Annotated in this window: 14 protein-coding genes; 7 read left to right on the top strand and 7 right to left on the bottom strand. The window is 70.2% G+C overall.

Features of this window, described 5'->3' with window-relative positions:
* Positions 1 to 517 precede the first annotated feature (517 nt).
* Entirely contained in the window at positions 518 to 1,423 is a 906-nt protein-coding gene (locus OG928_RS22800; RefSeq protein ID WP_406286717.1) for a TIGR03619 family F420-dependent LLM class oxidoreductase, read from the bottom strand.
* Between the two features lie 158 nt (positions 1,424 to 1,581).
* Between OG928_RS22800 and OG928_RS22795 the strand changes: the two genes are divergently transcribed.
* Positions 1,582 to 2,016: a MerR family transcriptional regulator gene (locus OG928_RS22795; RefSeq protein ID WP_406286714.1), complete on the top strand. Its 435-nt coding sequence runs from the start codon at positions 1,582 to 1,584 to the stop codon at positions 2,014 to 2,016.
* A gap of 66 nt (positions 2,017 to 2,082) precedes the next feature.
* On the opposite strand, the gene OG928_RS22790 is transcribed toward OG928_RS22795, so the two are convergent.
* Complete coding sequence (locus OG928_RS22790) at positions 2,083 to 2,919, bottom strand: EamA family transporter (RefSeq protein ID WP_406286712.1); 837 nt, start codon at positions 2,917 to 2,919, stop codon at positions 2,083 to 2,085.
* Positions 2,920 to 3,211: 292 nt separating this feature from the next.
* Between OG928_RS22790 and OG928_RS22785 the strand changes: the two genes are divergently transcribed.
* Positions 3,212 to 4,117: an ADP-ribosylglycohydrolase family protein gene (locus OG928_RS22785; RefSeq protein WP_406286710.1), complete on the top strand. Its 906-nt coding sequence runs from the start codon at positions 3,212 to 3,214 to the stop codon at positions 4,115 to 4,117.
* Between the two features lie 596 nt (positions 4,118 to 4,713).
* Positions 4,714 to 5,544: a hypothetical protein gene (locus OG928_RS22780; protein ID WP_406286708.1), complete on the top strand. Its 831-nt coding sequence runs from the start codon at positions 4,714 to 4,716 to the stop codon at positions 5,542 to 5,544.
* Between the two features lie 200 nt (positions 5,545 to 5,744).
* On the opposite strand, the gene OG928_RS22775 is transcribed toward OG928_RS22780, so the two are convergent.
* Positions 5,745 to 6,743: a LacI family DNA-binding transcriptional regulator gene (locus OG928_RS22775; RefSeq protein ID WP_406286705.1), complete on the bottom strand. Its 999-nt coding sequence runs from the start codon at positions 6,741 to 6,743 to the stop codon at positions 5,745 to 5,747.
* A 281-nt stretch (positions 6,744 to 7,024) separates the two neighbouring features.
* Between OG928_RS22775 and OG928_RS22770 the strand changes: the two genes are divergently transcribed.
* Positions 7,025 to 7,717 (top strand): alpha/beta fold hydrolase, encoded by a 693-nt coding sequence (locus tag OG928_RS22770; RefSeq protein WP_406286704.1) that lies wholly within the window; start codon positions 7,025 to 7,027, stop codon positions 7,715 to 7,717.
* 104 nt (positions 7,718 to 7,821) lie between these two features.
* Here OG928_RS22770 and OG928_RS22765 read toward each other — a convergent pair whose 3' ends face one another.
* The gene (locus tag OG928_RS22765; protein ID WP_406286702.1) at positions 7,822 to 9,606 is read right to left on the bottom strand and encodes a bifunctional metallophosphatase/5'-nucleotidase; all 1,785 of its coding nucleotides are present in this window, start codon (positions 9,604 to 9,606) and stop codon (positions 7,822 to 7,824) included.
* A gap of 257 nt (positions 9,607 to 9,863) precedes the next feature.
* On the opposite strand from OG928_RS22765, the gene OG928_RS22760 reads away from it, so the two are divergent.
* Positions 9,864 to 10,676: an integrase gene (locus tag OG928_RS22760; protein ID WP_406286700.1), complete on the top strand. Its 813-nt coding sequence runs from the start codon at positions 9,864 to 9,866 to the stop codon at positions 10,674 to 10,676.
* A 346-nt stretch (positions 10,677 to 11,022) separates the two neighbouring features.
* On the opposite strand, the gene OG928_RS22755 is transcribed toward OG928_RS22760, so the two are convergent.
* The 3 genes from OG928_RS22755 to OG928_RS22745 all read right to left on the bottom strand — a co-directional run bounded on the left by OG928_RS22755 (position 11,023) and on the right by OG928_RS22745 (position 13,210).
* A complete protein-coding gene (locus OG928_RS22755; RefSeq protein ID WP_406286697.1) occupies positions 11,023 to 11,514 on the bottom strand; it encodes a glutathione peroxidase in 492 nt (163 codons plus the stop codon).
* A gap of 139 nt (positions 11,515 to 11,653) precedes the next feature.
* On the bottom strand, positions 11,654 to 12,568 hold the full coding sequence (locus OG928_RS22750; RefSeq protein ID WP_406286695.1) for an NAD-dependent epimerase/dehydratase family protein: 915 nt from the start codon (positions 12,566 to 12,568) through the stop codon (positions 11,654 to 11,656).
* 270 nt (positions 12,569 to 12,838) lie between these two features.
* Complete coding sequence (locus OG928_RS22745; protein WP_406291135.1) at positions 12,839 to 13,210, bottom strand: hypothetical protein; 372 nt, start codon at positions 13,208 to 13,210, stop codon at positions 12,839 to 12,841.
* A 784-nt stretch (positions 13,211 to 13,994) separates the two neighbouring features.
* Here OG928_RS22745 and OG928_RS22740 point away from each other — a divergent pair.
* Complete coding sequence (locus OG928_RS22740) at positions 13,995 to 14,855, top strand: class II aldolase/adducin family protein (protein ID WP_406286693.1); 861 nt, start codon at positions 13,995 to 13,997, stop codon at positions 14,853 to 14,855.
* Between the two features lie 161 nt (positions 14,856 to 15,016).
* On the top strand, positions 15,017 to 15,556 hold the full coding sequence (locus OG928_RS22735; protein WP_406286691.1) for an RDD family protein: 540 nt from the start codon (positions 15,017 to 15,019) through the stop codon (positions 15,554 to 15,556).
* The last annotated feature ends 40 nt before the right edge of the window (positions 15,557 to 15,596 follow it).

The following is a 15,596-nucleotide window of genomic DNA, read 5'->3' as shown; positions in this document are numbered from 1 at the left end:
CACTCGGTCGTTCGGATGGGGAGCGGCTCCGGTGCGACGAACCCGCGAAGATCTGCTCGCACCAGGGCCGCGCCTGTCGCGCACGACGAGCCGTCAGGCCGCGGCCGTCTTGATCGCGCTCTTCAGCGGCCCACCGGAGCCCGCAGGCCCGACGCGCGGAACGAGAACGCCACACGGTTACGGTCCGGCTTGGGGTCAACGACGGCGAGGAGCGCCGGTACACCCTGGAACCAGGCGGGGAGTGAGTTAACACGTGGCGGCAGGTGGGCAGTTGCCGAGGTTGCGACCAAGATCGCGGGCAAGCCTTCCAAGCAGGCGGTGCGAGTTCGATCCTCGTCACCCGCTCCAAAGGTGGAGCGCGCAATCTCACGATCGCGTTCGTGCCGCGCAGGTTCCCACGCGGCGCCGGCACCGTCGTGACGGCTCCCGGGGAGCCGTCGGTGGTCGCGGGGTCTCGGCGGTGGCGCGTTCGCTTTCGGGTGGCGGTACCCGGGGCGGGCTCGGTGGTGGAGCCCGATCAGGGGTGGTGGGGTGGGAGTAGGTGGGCGATGGATTCCAGGTCGGCTTGGTCCTGGGTGGGTGGGCGGAGGCGTTCGGCGTCGCCGTAGCGGGTGTCCAGGAGGATGTTTTCGATGCCCAGGGTGGCGAGGGCCGCCAGGTCGGCTTCGATTTGGGCGATGGTGCCTTCGCCCGGGAGGCGGTCCGCGTCGGTGGCGGGGGTGGTGGTGATCCGCAGGGGTGTGCGGAGGGCCACGGTCGGGGTGGGGCGGCCGGCTTGTTCCGCGGCTTGGCGGAGGGCCGGGAGGCCCTGCTTCTCGAGCCAGGCCGTGGTGACGCCCAGTGGGTGCCAGGTGTCGCCGTGGCGGACCGCGCGGCGGATGGCGGCGGGGCTGTTGCCACCGATCCAGATCGGCGGATGCGGGGATTGGCTGGGACGCGGGGCGGTTTGTACGTCCCGGAAGGAGACGTGGGTGCCCTCGAAGGTCGCGATGTCCTCGGTCCACAACGTGCGCAGGGCCGCGAGGTATTCGTCGGTGATCCGGCCGCGTTCGGCGTAGTCGACCTTCAGGGCCGCGAACTCCTGTTCGGCCCAGCCGATGCCCACGCCCAGGACCAGGCGGCCGGCGCTGTACCGGTCGAGGTTGGCGGTCACGCGGGCGGTCAGGAGCGGGTCGCGGTACGGCATGATCAGCACCGTCGTGCCCAGGCGAATGCGCTCGGTCCGTCCGGCCAGCCACGCGAGCGCGGTGAGCGGTTCGTAGAACGGGGCCGGGTATTGGGCCGCGACGTCCGGGGTGACGGCGATGTGGTCGGACAGCATCGCGACGTCCAGGCCGAGGTCCTCGGCATGCCTGACGGACGCCAGCATCGTGTCGGGGCTCGCGGTCGGGCCGTAGTTGGGGATGTTCACGCCGAATCGCATGTACGCCTCCGGAGATAGCCTCGTTCGATCGGAAACCCGGGGTCGTGGGTCGTGGGTCGTGGTTCCTTGTGGTCGCGCAGTCGCGGGGTCTTCGGGACAACGATTCGACCGTAGGGCCTCACATCCGTGTCAGGGCCAAATCGAAAGAAGATGGCGTCGTGCTGATCGGGGAACTCGCGGAGTGCACCGGGGTCTCGGTCCGGCTGCTGCGCTACTACGAGCAGCAGGGCATGCTCGCGTCCACGCGCGACGCGAACGGCTACCGCACCTACGACGCGGACGCCGTCGTGATCGTGGGCCGGATCCGCACGCTGCTGTCGGCGGGGCTGTGTACGCGGCGGATCGTCGACCTGCTGCCGTCGCTGCGGGGTGATCCAGCGCGGCCTGTCCCGGCCGCCGACATCGTGAACGTGCCGGCGTGGGAACGGGCCCGGCTGACCGCCGACATCGATCGGATCACGGCGGAGCGGGCCGTGCTGGACGCGATGATCGCCGCTGCGGAGACGGCGGGTCGGTCCGCGACGCACGGTGATCCGGCCTTTCCGGAACGCGCCCGGACCGGCGGCTTCGCGGCGGGGCGCCGATCGCGATGACCCGGAGCCGGCGTGGGCGGCTCGGCGGCGCTCCCCGATCGGCGATTCGACGCTGCCGAACCGGGGCTATGGCAGGTTGATCGCCACTATCCCGCCGAGGACCAGGACCGTGGCGGCTATTCGGTGTCGGCCGTAGGTCTCGTGGAAGACCACGGTGCCGATGATCGCGCCGATCACGACCGAGGACTCGCGTAGGGCCGCGATCGTGGCCAGGGTGCCTCGGGTCTGGGCCCAGATGACGAGGGTGTACGCGACGACGGACATCGCACCGCCGAGCAGGCCCCATACGCGTTGTGGGTTGCGCTCGGGATCGGGGCCGCGTCGGTAGTGGAGGACAACGATGGTCGGGGCCGATTCGAGGACGAACAGCCAGGCCGCGTACGACATCGCCGAACCGGCCGAGCGCGCGCCGACGCCGTCCAGGACGGTGTACAGCGCGATCGCGCCGCCGGTCGCCAGGGCGGCGAGTACGGCCGCGGCCTCCGCGCGCCCGGGAATGCCGCCGGCGAGCGCGAGGACGAGCATGCCGATCGAGATCACGACCACGCCGACGGTCTGGGTCGCGGTGAGGTACTCGTGCAGCAGGGTCACGCCGATCAGCGCGGTGAGCCATGGGGACGTGCCGCGCGCGATCGGGTACACCTGACCGAAGTCGCCGAGCCGGTACGCCTCGAGAAGCAGCAGGTTGTACGCGGTGTGCAGGGCCGCGGACCCGAGCAACCACGGCCACGCGCCGGCGGCCGGGATGCCGACGAAGGGCAGGCACGCCAAGCCCAGGCACAGGCCGCCGACCTGGATCATGATCATGGTTCCGAGCCGGTCCTTGAGCCCGTGCGCCAGCGCGTTCCACGCCGCGTGCAGCCCGGCCGAGCCGAGGACCGCGGCGGTGACGGCCGGGGTCACGCCCGGTCGCGCGCAAGGAGGGCCACCGGATCGCCGGCGCGTCCGGCATTTCCGGCGTCGGCGTCAATGCGTCGGTCGGCGGCCGCCTCGGCGTGGGCGGGCGGCTCGGGGGCCGGTCGGGTCGGTTCCTTGGGTCCGGCTGTCCGATCGGGGGGTGAGTCGTACCCCACCGTGAACGCCCTTGGTATGGACTCGATTTCGGTAGGCATGCTGCCGGTGGGGATGGACTCGATTCGCTCCGGAGACGTCATTCGGGTCATCCAAGCACGGGGGACGCGATAATGGCCGCTATATGACCTCCACTTCTTCCGCTTACGCCTCGCTGCGCGGTCTCGCGCTCGGGGACGCGCTCGGCGCGCAGTTCTTCGTACCCGACAACCTCCCCAAGCTGACCGCTCGCCTGCTCCCGGACGGCATTTGGCCGTGGACCGACGACACCGAGATGGCATGTGTGATCCACGCCGAGTTGACCACCCGTCAGCGAATCGATCAGGACGCGCTGGCCAAGGTGTTCGCCGTGCGGCACGACTTCGATCGAGGCTACGGGCCGTCCACGAACCGAATGTTGCGGTTGGTCCGCGAGGGCGGTGACTGGCGGACTCTGGCCGCCGAACCCTTCGACGGACAGGGGTCCTGGGGCAATGGGGCCGCGATGCGGGTCGCCCCATTGGGTGCGTGGTTCGCGGACGACCTCGACGCGGTGGTGGAACAGGCCGCGTTGTCGGCGGCGGTGACGCATACGCACCCCGAGGGGATCGCGGGCGCGGTCGCGGTGGCCGTCGCGGCGGCGGGGGCGGTGACGCTGCGGCGGCCGAGCGCGGGCGAGTTCGTGACGTACGTGCGGGCTCGGACTCCGGTCGGCCTGGTCCGCGAACGGCTGGGCGCGGCACTGGATCTGGTGGACCGTCAGGATGCGCGGGCGGTGGGCCGGATCCTCGGGAACGGCCGACAGGTGAGTGCGCCGGACACGGTGCCGTTCGCGGTGTGGTCGGCGGCTCGGCACCTCGACGACTACGCGGCGGCCTTCTGGGACACCGCGAGCGCGGGCGGGGACGTGGACACCACGTGCGCGATCGTGGGCGGAATCGTGGGTGCCCGGGCGGAGTTGCCGGCCGGATGGGCCGCCCGGGTCGAGGAGTTGCCGCACTGGTGGCGGGCGGAGGTCGGCGATGGCGGTGGTGGGGACTTGGGCGACTGACGCCGCGGCGATGGTCGGAAGCCGGGCCCGGGACGGGCCCACTCCCGGAGGCATAGGGGCGTGATCAACCGGCCTTGAGTGGGGTCCGCCTTGCGCCGAGCCCCGCTCTCGGTTGGGGCTTCTTCTTCCTGAGGGACCGTCACATCGTTTGCGCTGCTTGGCCGTCCGCTCCGGCACCGGTGGTGGTGGTGGTGGTGGTGGTCGGCGCGGCGGCCCGGTGGTGCGCGATGTCGGGTGTCGGGTGCGCAGGGTTTTGATGGTCTGTCATATCGATGCGGGGTCGATATCCGCGGCAGCGGCGAATGGTTGGCAAACTCAGGCGACTTCCACAATGATGAGCGCGCTCTCGTTGCGGCCCGATCGACGGAGCGCCCTGTTCGCGGTCGCGCGGAGTCGTCCGTCGAGGTCGGATGGTACGAACTCCGTTCCGGTCGGCGCCGGGTGCGTTGTTCACGGGTGAGGCGAGCGTGCGGTCGGCAGACCGCGATTCGCTTCCTGATGGTCCATCGGATCTTCGTCGGTGGCCGATCGCCCGCTCCCTCGTGCCGATCGGGCCTACCGTGGGAGAGGCCGAACTTCCCCGAAGGAACCCTCACATGCGCAAGATCCTGCTTCGGATGAGCACTGTGGCGATCGCCGGTTCGCTGCTCCTGGCCGCGACCGCGTGTGGTCGCGACGAGGAGGCGCTGGCCCGGAAGTACGGCCCGACTCCGGCGGCCGCGCCCGAGACCACGGCCGCCGCGTCGCAGTCGCCGGGGGCAACGCCCACCGCGACCGCCCCGGCTGCCACGGCGCCGCCGTCGGCGGACCCTTCCGCGACGGGCTCGGCGCCGCCGTCCTCCGCCGCGCCCGTGTCGACGACACCGCTGACGCGGGATCAGCTCGCGAGCGCGCTGGTCACGGCGGCGGAGATGCCGCAGGGCACGTACGACACCGAGCCGACCGACACCGCCGAGGACCGGGCGACGGCCCAACAGGCCGACTGTCAGCCGCTCATCGACCTGTTGCGGCCGGCGCAGGGGGCGACCCCGCCGGCGGCGTCGGCCCAGGCCTCGGTGACCGTGGGCAGCCCGTATCCGACGAGCTTCACCGTCGTCGAGCTGTTCTCGTTCGCGGACGGTGGTGCGGCGGACCTGTTCGCCAAGGGCCGCGACGCGCTGAAGACGTGCGCGTCGATCACCTCGACGGACAGCGAGGGGGCGACCACCACGGAAACCTACAGCGAGATCCAGCACGCGCAGCTCGGCGACGAGACGCTGGCGGTCGGGATGGTTCCCCAGGACGGTGGGGCGCTGGGGATGGTCCTGGTCCGGGTGGGCTCGACGCTCGTGGTTGTCAGCAACGCGGAATTGTCGGGGACGGTTCCCAGTCTGTCGGACGATGCGGTGGTGGTGCGGCAGGTGGAGAAGCTTGTGGCCGTGGGCTAGGTGGGGCGGGCTGTGGCCGTGTTTGTCCTCAAACGCCGGACGGGCTGGATCGGGCCACGCATGGTCCCGGCGGGAATGGGCCGGCCTGCGGCCCGCTGTCCTCAAGCGCCGGACGGGCTGGGTTGGGCCTCGTCCCACGCATGGTCTCGACGGCAATAGGCCGGCCTGCGGCCCTGGATTGAGCCTCGTCCGGGTTGGGGTCAGGTGGAGTCTCTCGTGTGTACGGTCATTTGCCACAGGGTCAGTTCCGGTGGGGTGGCGCCCTCCGTGGCGGCGATGATGGCCTCGGCTACCGCGTGCATCGGGACCAGTTCCTTGAAGGCGACCGAGGTCAGGCGGGGGCGGACCATTTCGCACAGGGACAGGTCGTCCGTGCCGACGATGGCGATGTCCTCCGGGACTCGGACGCCGAGGTCGGCCAACGCGCCCATGAGCAGGGCCGCGTATTCGTCGTTGTAGCCGTACAGGCCGTCGGGGCAGCCCACTTCCCGCCACTCCCCCGCGATCCGGGCGGCCTCGTCCGGGGTCTCGGCCATCTCGACCACGCGCACCGTGAGGTCGGCCCGGTCGGCCACGGCGCGGAAGCCGGCCAGGCGTTCCAGGCCCATCTCGGCGAGGCCCGGTTCGCGCGGTACGACCACGGCGAGGTCACGCCGACCCCGCTCGATCAGGTGCTCGGCCGCCCGGGCGCCGGCCGAGGCGTGATCGGCCTTCAGCGTGAGGGCGACCGGGACCGGGCTGCTGCCCAGGGCCACGACGGCGATGCCGCGCTTGGTCAGGTATTCGACGCCCTCGGGCGACATCCGCTCCGGCAGGACCAGGACCGCGGCCGGGTTCAACGCGCCCCACGCCTTCGCGGCCCCGATACCGTGCGCGGCCGGATTGCCGTGGATCACGAGGGTGTGGCCCAGGCCGTGCAGTTCGCGCGCGAGGCCGTCCAGGAAGGTCTGGATGAGTCGGCCGAACGGGACCACGTACGTCGGGACGATCACGAGGTCGGTGCGTCCGCGCCGGAGCGAACGGGCATCCGAGCGTGGTTCGTAGCCGAGCGTCGACGCGATCTCCCGGACGCGGCGGCGGGTTTCCTCGGGGATGCGGCTGTCCGGGACGTCGTTCATCGCGTACGACACGGTCGCGCGCGAAACGCCTGCGGCGCGGGCCACATCGGCCCCGGTCGGTGGGCGTCTCGTTGTGCTCATGGGGCGATTGTGGCCCAAGAACGCGGGTCCGTTCGGCTGGGGGCGTTTGGTGGGGTTCGTGTCGGCGGTCCGCACCCGATGGGCGTGCGGACGCTTCGGTTGCGCGTTTTGCGTGCTGTCGACCGGCCAGGGCGAGTGGGCGGGATACGACTCCCGCCGCGCCCGCTCTTCCGGCGTAGTCGAATTCAACTGTTCCGGTTGCCGACCGGTCATGAGGAAGAGAGACTGCTTAATCGAGTAAGCGATCGAGTACTCCCCGTCGAGAACCAAAGGATGGCTCCATGAAGCTGCACGTCCACGAGCGCGGCGCCGGCGACAAGGTCGCGTTGCTCATCCACGGTGTGATGTCCGACCACGGCACCTGGCACGCCGTCGAGGACGCGCTCGTGGCCAAGGGCTACCGGGTCCTCGCCTGCGACCTGCGCGGGCACGGGCTCAGCGCGCGCGGCGCGTACTCGCCCGGGCTGCTCGCGGACGACATCGTGGAGAACCTCCCCGCCGACGCCGACGTCGCGATCGGGCACTCGCTCGGCGCCCTCACGCTGTCGCTGGCGATCGACCGGCTGCGGCCGAGGAAAGCCGTGTACTGCGACCCGGCCTTCCGGCTCGGCCGAATCCCGGCGGGCGCCCTGGAGGGCATGAAGGCGATGGTCGCCACCGCGTCCCTGGACGGCATCCGGGCGATGAACCCGCGCTGGTCGGACGCCGACGTGCGGGCCGAGCTCGACGGCTTCGGCCGCTACGACATCGACTTCCTGCAGAGCGTCAGCGATTTCGACCCGACGTATGTACCGGCCGCGCCGACCGTGCCCTCACTCGTCCAACTCGCCGACCCGAGCTTCATCGTGGACGCCGAACTGGCGGAGGAACTGCGCTCGCGGGGCTATGACGTACGGGTGGTCGAGGGCACCGGCCACTGCATCCACCGCGACGACTTCGACGCGTTCATGAAGTCGCTCGACGGCTGGATCTGAGCCGCCACACCCACGTCCACACCCGCCCGCGCCCCTGACGGCGCGTCAAGAAGGCCCGATCCCCACCAGGGGACCGGGCCTTCCCGACGATGGTGCGAGCCGCTCTACCCGATGAAGGTGATCCGGTCCGCCGCCGGCGGCACGATCGGCGCGCCCGCCGACGAGTGCGCCGCGAAGTAGCCGAGCAGCGCGTCCAGGTCGGACGAGCCGACCAGCTTGTTCGTGCCGGTCTTGAAGGCCGTGAAGCCGTCGCCACCACCGGAGAGGAACTCGTTCGCGGCGACCTTGTAGGTCGCCGCCGGGTCGATCGCGACCCCGTTCAGCTTGACGCTGCCCGGCACGATCTTGTCCGCGCCCGTCTTCGACCGATCGGTCGTGTAGGTCAGGCCCTTCGAGATCTGCAGGACCTTCGGGCTCGCCGCGTTGCCGCCCGTGTACTGCTGCGCGAGCAGGTCCAGGATCGCCTGCCCCTTGAGGTCCACGGTGTGCATCATGTTGGTGAACGGCTGCACCGTGAACGCCTCGCCGTAGGTGACGACGCCGTCCCCTTCGGCACCCGCCGCCGCGTATTGCAGGTCGGATCGGATGCCGCCCGGGTTCATGAACGCGATCTGCGCACCGCCCTTGTCGGCCGGCGCCATCGCCTCCAACTGCGCGTCGGCTATCAGATCGCCCAACGGCTGCTCGGGCGTGGTCGCGCCGCGGCCGCGGATGTCGGCGGAGATGTACCCGATCGATCGGTTCGCGACCGGCGCCGCGAGCTTCTGCCAATCGGCGAGCAGGTTGGTCAGGTCCGGCGCCTTGGGCGTGTCGCGACGCACGACGTGGTTCTGCGCCTTGACCGAGGTGCGCACGATGTCGCGGGTGTTCTTGTCGTAGGTGACGTCGATCTGCGTGTACACCTTGCCGAACGACGAGGCGCTCGTGACCATCCGCGGCTTGCCGGCCGGGTCGGGGATGTTGCACGCGTACGCCTGGTGCGTGTGGCCCGTGACGACCAGGTCGATCGCCGGGTCGAGACCCTTGGCGATGTCGACGACCGGACCGGACAGGCCCGGATTGCCACCGGCGTTGCAGTCGTAGTTGTACGCGTTGCTCGCGGGCAGGCCGCCTTCGTGCAGCAGGACCACGATCGACTCGACGCCGAACAGCCGCAGCCACGGCACGATGCTGTTGGCGGTCTTGATCTCGTCCTTGAACTTCAGACCCTTGACGCCCTCGGCCGTGACGATGTCCGGCGTGCCTTCGAGCGTCATGCCGATTAAGCCGACGCGCGCGCCGTTCACGTTCTTGATGCTCACCGGTGCCAGGATCGGCAGACCGGTGCGCTCGTCGAGCACGTTGGCGGCGAGGTACTCGAAGTCGGCGCCCTTGAAGGTGCGGCCGGGCGTGTAACAGCCGTCCGTCGGGTGACAACCGCCGTACTGCATGCGCTGCAGTTCCTTGCGGCCCTCGTCGAACTCGTGGTTGCCCACGGACGTGACGTCGAGGCCGATCTTGTCGAGCGCCTCGATGGTCGGCTCGTCGTGGAACAGACCCGACAGGAGCGGGCTCGCGCCGATCATGTCGCCGGCCGCGACGGTCAGCGAGTTCGGGTTCTGCGCGCGGGCCTCGCGCAACTGTGTCGCGAGGTGCTCGATGCCGCCGGCCGGGATCGAGACGGGCTTGCCGTCGGGACCGATCTCGGTGACGTTGCCGGCAGAACCCTGCGGTTCCTCCAGGTTGCCGTGCAGGTCGTTGAGCGCGAGCAGTTGGAGGTCCATCGTGCGCGCGGGCCGGCCGTGGTCGGCGCGCATGTCGGCCGACGCGGTGCCGCCGGCGGCGAACAGGCTCGCGGCGACCAGGCCGGTCAGAGCGAGGCGACCGCGGCGTCGTCTAATCACGAACATGGGATCCCTTCGGATGACGCGCGCATACGGGTGACGCGCGTAGAAACCGGGACAGGAACGTGGTTCGAAGCCAGACATTAGGGGCTCTCCCCCGCCCCGCACGAGACCCCGCACGAGACCTCGCGCGAAACCGTTGTGTGAAACCGCTGTGAACTTCCCGGCCCATCCGCCGCACAGGGCATGATCATTGGCCGTTTCCCACCCCCGGACGCTGGGCAGCCGTACGGCGTGGCACCTAAAAGGGAGGGATGTCCGCGATGCGCGTGGAATTCGCGACCGAACCGGGTCATCCGGGCAAACCGAACGAGGATTTCGTCGTCGTGGGACCCACGACGCTGGTACTGCTCGACGGTGTGACGTCGAGTTCCGACAACGGCTGCAAGCACGGTGTCCCGTGGTTCGTCGAGCGGCTCGGGTCCGCGCTTTTCACGCACAGCGGGGGGCGTCCGGACCGCTCGCTCGCCGAGTGCCTCCACGACGCGATCGAGGACACCGCGGCGTTGCACGTGGACGGTTGCGACCTGGCCCGGCCGGACGCGCCCGCCGCGACCGCCGTCGTGGCGCGGGTTCTCGGGGATCGGCTCGAATACCTGGTGCTGTCCGACTCGACCCTGCTCGTCGAGCGCGACGACGACCTCGTGGTGATCACCGACGACCGCACGGACGTGATCGGCACGCCGTTGCGCCGAGTCCGGGACGGCTATCCGGTGGGCACACCCGAGTACATGACGGCGCATCAGGAGTACGCGGGCGCGCTGCGGGCGGCGCGGAACGCGCCCGGCGGGTATTGGGTCGCGGCGGCCGATCCGGCGGCGGCGGGCGAGGCGTTGACGGGCAGCATGGCGATGGGCGAGGTGCGGGGGCTGGCGGCGCTGAGCGGTGGGGCCAGTCGGCTGGTCGATCGGTTCGGGCTGAGCGACTGGGACCGGCTGATGACGACGCTGCGGCACTTCGGTCCGGCGGAGTTGCTCGCGCGGGTGCGGGCGGCGGAGGCGTCCGACTCGGATGGGGTGCGGTGGCCTCGGGGCAAGGTGTGTGACGATGCCACGGCCGTGTGGGCGGTTGTCTAGCGGCTGGGCCGGGGCGGCTGCCGGGCGTCCTCAAACGCCGGACGGGCTGGATTGGCTTTCGTCCTCAAGCGCCGGACGGGCTCGATTGGCTTCGTCCTCAAACGCCGGACGGGCTGAGTTGGCTTCGCTCTCAAGCGCCGGACCGGCTGGATTGGCTTTCGTCCTCAAACGCCGGACCGGCTGGATTGGCTTTCGTCCTCAAACGCCGGACCGGCTGAGTTGGCTTCGTCCTCAAGCGCCGAACCGCTTCGGGTTCGGGCGGTTCGTCCTCAAGCGCCGGACGGGCTCTGAGGGGCATCGGACGGGGTGAGGGGCCGTCCGGTGCTTGAGGACGAATCGGGGGGCGTTACTTCGGGAGGACGCTTTCGATGGCGGCGATCAGGTTCGGGTCGTGCGGGTCGGTCTGCGGGCGGAAGCGGCCCACGATCGCGCCTTCGGCGGAGAGCAGGAACTTCTCGAAGTTCCATTGCACGTCGCCCGCGGTGCCCTCGGCGTCGGACGCCGCGGCGAGCACGTCGTACAGCGGGTGCCGGTCCGGGCCGTTGACGTCGATCTTCTCGGTGAGCGGGAACGTCACACCGTAGGTCGTGGAGCAGAACTCGAGGATCTCCTCGGCGCTGCCCGGCTCCTGGCCCATGAACTGGTTGCACGGCACGCCCACGACGGTGAAGCCGCGCGCGCCCAGTTCCTTCTGCAGTTCCTCCAGGCCGGTGTACTGCGGGGTCAGCCCGCACTTGGACGCGACGTTGACGACCAGCGCGACCTTCCCCTCGGTCACACCGCCCAGGGTCGTGGTCTCCCCCTCCAAGGTGGCGATGGGGGTGTCGAGGATGCCCATGATCGTTGTCCTTCCTGCGTAATGCCGCTCCGAACGGCGCGATCCGAACTCGTCGAGCGCTCCGGGACGGCGGGGGTGAACGGGAGTGAGCCGTGAAGACCCGACGCTATCGAGCACAGCCTGAGGCTGCCCGTCCCGGTCAGGCCGAATCGCCGCGTCGCCCGGCGTACACATCCGCCAGACCCGCGCGCCACCCCACGGTGCACGGCCCGGTGATCGCCGCGCGCTTGGTGGTGTCCTGCACCTGGCCACGCAGCGTGCCCGGTTGTTCGCGCACCACGACCTCGGCCGGCCGGCCGCTCAGCTCGGCCATGTGGGCGGCCCACTCCTGCACGCTCGCGGGTTCGTCGCCGCCCCAGTTGACCACCGTCGCCGGCGTGGACGCGGCGTCGAGCAGGGCCGCGGTCTGGCCGTTGATGTCGTCCTGGTGGATCGGGCTGTACATGCACGGGTCCCAGCGCGTCACGATCGGCCGCCCCGCCAGCATCGCGTCCAGGTGCATCGTCGGCAGGCCGCCGTTGGGGCCGTAGGAGGCGTTCATCCGGGCGATCACGACGGGGAGGTCGAACGCGCGGGCGCAGTAGCGCGACACCGCCTCCTCGGCGGTCTTGGACACGGAGTACGTCGGCGCGTGCGAGACGTTGGAGTCGCCGAGCGGATCGGTCTCCTTGAACACGTGCATCGGGTCCTCGTGCGGCTTGAGCACCGACGCGGTGGACATCACCAGGGCCGCCTTCGCCCGCCGGCAGTGCTGGAGCAGCAGCCCGGTGCCCTCGGCGTTGACCCGCAGCGCCTCGTCGTAGTCCAGGCCCGGGCCCTGGAAGGTCGCGAGGTGCAGGACGTAGGTGAAGTCCGCGGGCAACTCGTCGAAATCACCCGAGCCGAGGTCGACGGACCGGGTGGTCACCCCGAGCGCGTCCACGCGCTTGCGGTCCTCGGCGTTCGAGAAGCGGGCGATGCCCCATACCTCGTTGTCCCGTGCCAGGAACTCGGTCAGCGGGTACGCGATCTGGCCCGCGGGACCGGTGATCAGGATCTTCTCGCCCGACAGCATGCGACTCCTCGGAGGACTCGATGTACGCGGCGTCCACGCGACGCCGACGGCACATCTACGCGATATGTCCGCGATGTACGAAGTCGATGGTCGACAGTACATCTGACGTACCGTCATATCCGAGACGAGGCAGGGAGACCAGGCCCGTCGCACGTGTCCCCGGACACCCCGATGGCGCCCTCCGCACGGGGGTGGCGGTGGGCGCCAGGGGTATCGAGGATGGGCCTGCGAATCCCGACGTCGAGCCTCGACACGTCGCCGGGTTCGAACTCAGACCTCGATCTCCTCCTCGATACGCTTCAAACTGTGCCGGGCCAGCGCGAGATTGGCGCGGTCCTTGATCAGCACCAGGTACAGGAACAGGCCCTTGCCGGCGCGACCGCTCAGCGGTCGGATCACGTGGTACTGCTTGCCGAGCGTGATCAGGACGTCCTCGATCTGATCGCCGAGATGGAGCATCTCCATCGTGCGCATCTTCGCGCGCATCACGTCGGTGTTTCCCGCGGCGGCGACGTTGAGATCGAGTTCCTTGCTGCCGCCGAGAACTCCAAGCGCCATTCCGCTCGTATAGTCGACCAGGGCCACCCCCACGGCACCCTCGATCGTCAATGCTTCCTTGAGGGCCGTTTCCATATTGGCCATGATTGCCTCCGGGGCGATCGGCGGTGCGGCTTTCCGGTGGATTCCGCCAGGCTCACCCTCCGGCGACGGGACATCTGTCGTCTCCGCGCCGGCGTCGACCGTGTCGACGAGGTCGACCTGGGGCATTGCGTTTGGATCGACCTCGATAGCTTCGATGGGATCGGCCTCGATCACTGGGGTCCGTTCGGCGGCGGATTCGGTCGACGGGTCGGCTGAGCTGCGCCGGGCCGGCCTCGACCGGCGCGGGGGTTGTGCCATCTCCGCCCACTCCCTCGAGACCGGCCCCTTCGAGGCCGGTCCGCACCTGCCCGCCTCGGCCCTCGTACGCGGGTTCGCCTGATCACCGCGCACAAACAAGGGAATTCCCAGAACGGCTTGCGGGCCGCTGCTCGCGATCTCCATCGCATTCACGCCCCCGCCGCTCAAGTCACGCGCCCCTTCCCCCGTGTGTGCGCCCATTGCTTTGTGTGTCGCTCTTTCGCGCACCCGACCGTGAGTTCGACATCACGAGCCTCGCGCCGCCGACTCGCAATGCCGGCCCACAATGCCCGCTCGGAAATTCGAACGCGACCGCTCGGGTTCACTGGACGGCAGCGTAGAAGCAGCCCCGGGATCCTGGTAAGCAAAATTCGGTTATTTTCCGGAAACCCGGTCCCGATGACCTCCGGACGCTAAAATCCGCGACTTCCCGCAAGCGGGGGCCGGCGAGGACTGTCCAGCGGATGTGACCCACGGGTAGCGTCACAGGCGGCCCCGCGCGCGACCCGAGCCCGAGGAGATGGACATGTCCGCCACCGAAACGCCCCGACCCCAGGACACGCGGCCCGAACCGGCCGCGAAGCCGCAGCCGGTGTCGCCGACGGATCTGAGTTTCGCGCTGCCCCCCGTGTTCGAGACCGTCGAGCAGGAGCGCCGGCACCGCAAGGAGCGGCTGACCGCCGCCCTGCGGCTGTTCGGCCGGTTCGGCTTCGAGGAGGGCGTCGCGGGACACATCACCGCGCGCGACCCCGAGTTCCCGGACCACTTCTGGGTCAACCCCTTCGGCATGTCCTTCAAGCACATCACCGTCGACGACCTGATCCTGGTCAACCACGAGGGACAGGTCGTCGAGGGCCGATTCCACGTCAACCAGGCCGCGTTCGCGATCCACTCGCAGATCCACGCGGCTCGGCCGGACGTGGTCGCGGCGGCGCACAGCCACTCCACCCACGGGCGCGCGATATCGGCTCTCGGGATCAGGCTCGAACCGATAACCCAGGACGTGTGTCCGTTCTACGAGGACCACGAACTGTTCGACGACTACGCGGGCGTCGTGCTGGACGCCGAGGAGGGCAAGCGGATCGCCCGCACGCTCGGCGCGCGCAAGGCGCTCATCCTGCGCAACCACGGCCTGCTCACCGTCGGACAGTCGGTCGACGCGGCGGCGTGGTGGTTCATCACGATGGAGCGCTCCTGCCAGGTCCAGCTGCTCGCACAGGCGGCCGGCGAGCTCAAGCCGATCTCGCCGGAGAACGCCAGGCTGACCCGCGATCAGCTCGGCAACGACACCGTCGCGTGGATCAACTACAAGCCGCTGTACGACGTGATCAGCCGCTCCGAGCCGGACCTGTTCGGCGTCCACGGCCCGATGGAGTCCGCGAGCTGACCACCGGGCCCGCGCCCGCCGCACGCCGCCCGGCGCACGCGCCCGCCACACACGCCGCCCGCGCCCGCCGATCGGTCCCGGTATCCGCCGACCGGGCGCAATCTCGGCGATATCCGGCCGCACCGGGAATCAACCGGCCCGCTTGCGGAAAGTACAAGGGCATGCACGAACGGAGCCTTCCGCAGCTATTCACGCGGTCAGCGCGGCCCGTCTCGGCCACGGTGTGGCTGCCCGCGGCCGAGCGCACCGTCGATCCCTCGTTGCTCGTGCGCCGGATCGCCCAGTTCGTGCTGGACGCGATCGCCTCCACCTTCCTGCCCGGTGCCGCGATGTTCCTGTTCGTGCTGCTGCCCACGCACGCCGACGGTTCGATCCGCAGCGGCCCGTTGACCGCGACGATCACGGCCGGCGTCGTCTGCGCCGCCGCCGCGATCCTGCTCTGGTACTGGGTCCTGCGGCCCGCCGAGCACGACGGGCGCACGTGGGGCATGCAGCTGTTCGGCATCCGCGTGGTCGACGTCTCCGGCGGCCGCGCGTCCCGGCGCCAACTCGGGGTCCGCTGGCTGCTGCTGGTGGTCGACGCGTTCGCGCTGGGCGCGGTCGGACTCACCGCGGTGCTCACCAGCGAGCGCCGCCAGCGCGTCGGCGACCGGGTCGCGCGCACGCTCGTGGTCCGCGGTCGCGGCCCCGGCCTCGACTGAGCGGACCCCCGCACCTCCGAGCCCCCGGCACCGGCACCGA

The sequence above is a fragment of the Embleya sp. NBC_00896 genome (assembly GCF_045207785.1).
GTDB lineage: Bacteria > Actinomycetota > Actinomycetes > Streptomycetales > Streptomycetaceae > Embleya.
Note: the sequence above shows the minus strand (reverse complement) of the source record. Positions and strands in the feature narration are given on the sequence as shown.

Excerpts from the sequence above, each read along its gene's own strand:
- OG928_RS22775 (WP_406286705.1), bottom strand. The coding sequence starts at position 6,743 with ATGAGCACAACGAGACGCCCACCGACCGGGGCCGATGTGGCCCGCGCC.
- OG928_RS22740 (WP_406286693.1), top strand. The coding sequence starts at position 13,995 with ATGTCCGCCACCGAAACGCCCCGACCCCAGGACACGCGGCCCGAACCG.
- OG928_RS22785 (WP_406286710.1), top strand. The coding sequence starts at position 3,212 with ATGACCTCCACTTCTTCCGCTTACGCCTCGCTGCGCGGTCTCGCGCTC.
- OG928_RS22750 (WP_406286695.1), bottom strand. The coding sequence starts at position 12,568 with ATGCTGTCGGGCGAGAAGATCCTGATCACCGGTCCCGCGGGCCAGATC.
- OG928_RS22755 (WP_406286697.1), bottom strand. The coding sequence starts at position 11,514 with ATGGGCATCCTCGACACCCCCATCGCCACCTTGGAGGGGGAGACCACG.
- OG928_RS22760 (WP_406286700.1), top strand. The coding sequence starts at position 9,864 with ATGCGCGTGGAATTCGCGACCGAACCGGGTCATCCGGGCAAACCGAAC.
- OG928_RS22770 (WP_406286704.1), top strand. The coding sequence starts at position 7,025 with ATGAAGCTGCACGTCCACGAGCGCGGCGCCGGCGACAAGGTCGCGTTG.
- OG928_RS22745 (WP_406291135.1), bottom strand. The coding sequence starts at position 13,210 with ATGGCCAATATGGAAACGGCCCTCAAGGAAGCATTGACGATCGAGGGT.
- OG928_RS22735 (WP_406286691.1), top strand. The coding sequence starts at position 15,017 with ATGCACGAACGGAGCCTTCCGCAGCTATTCACGCGGTCAGCGCGGCCC.
- OG928_RS22800 (WP_406286717.1), bottom strand. The coding sequence starts at position 1,423 with ATGCGATTCGGCGTGAACATCCCCAACTACGGCCCGACCGCGAGCCCC.
- OG928_RS22780 (WP_406286708.1), top strand. The coding sequence starts at position 4,714 with ATGCGCAAGATCCTGCTTCGGATGAGCACTGTGGCGATCGCCGGTTCG.
- OG928_RS22765 (WP_406286702.1), bottom strand. The coding sequence starts at position 9,606 with ATGTTCGTGATTAGACGACGCCGCGGTCGCCTCGCTCTGACCGGCCTG.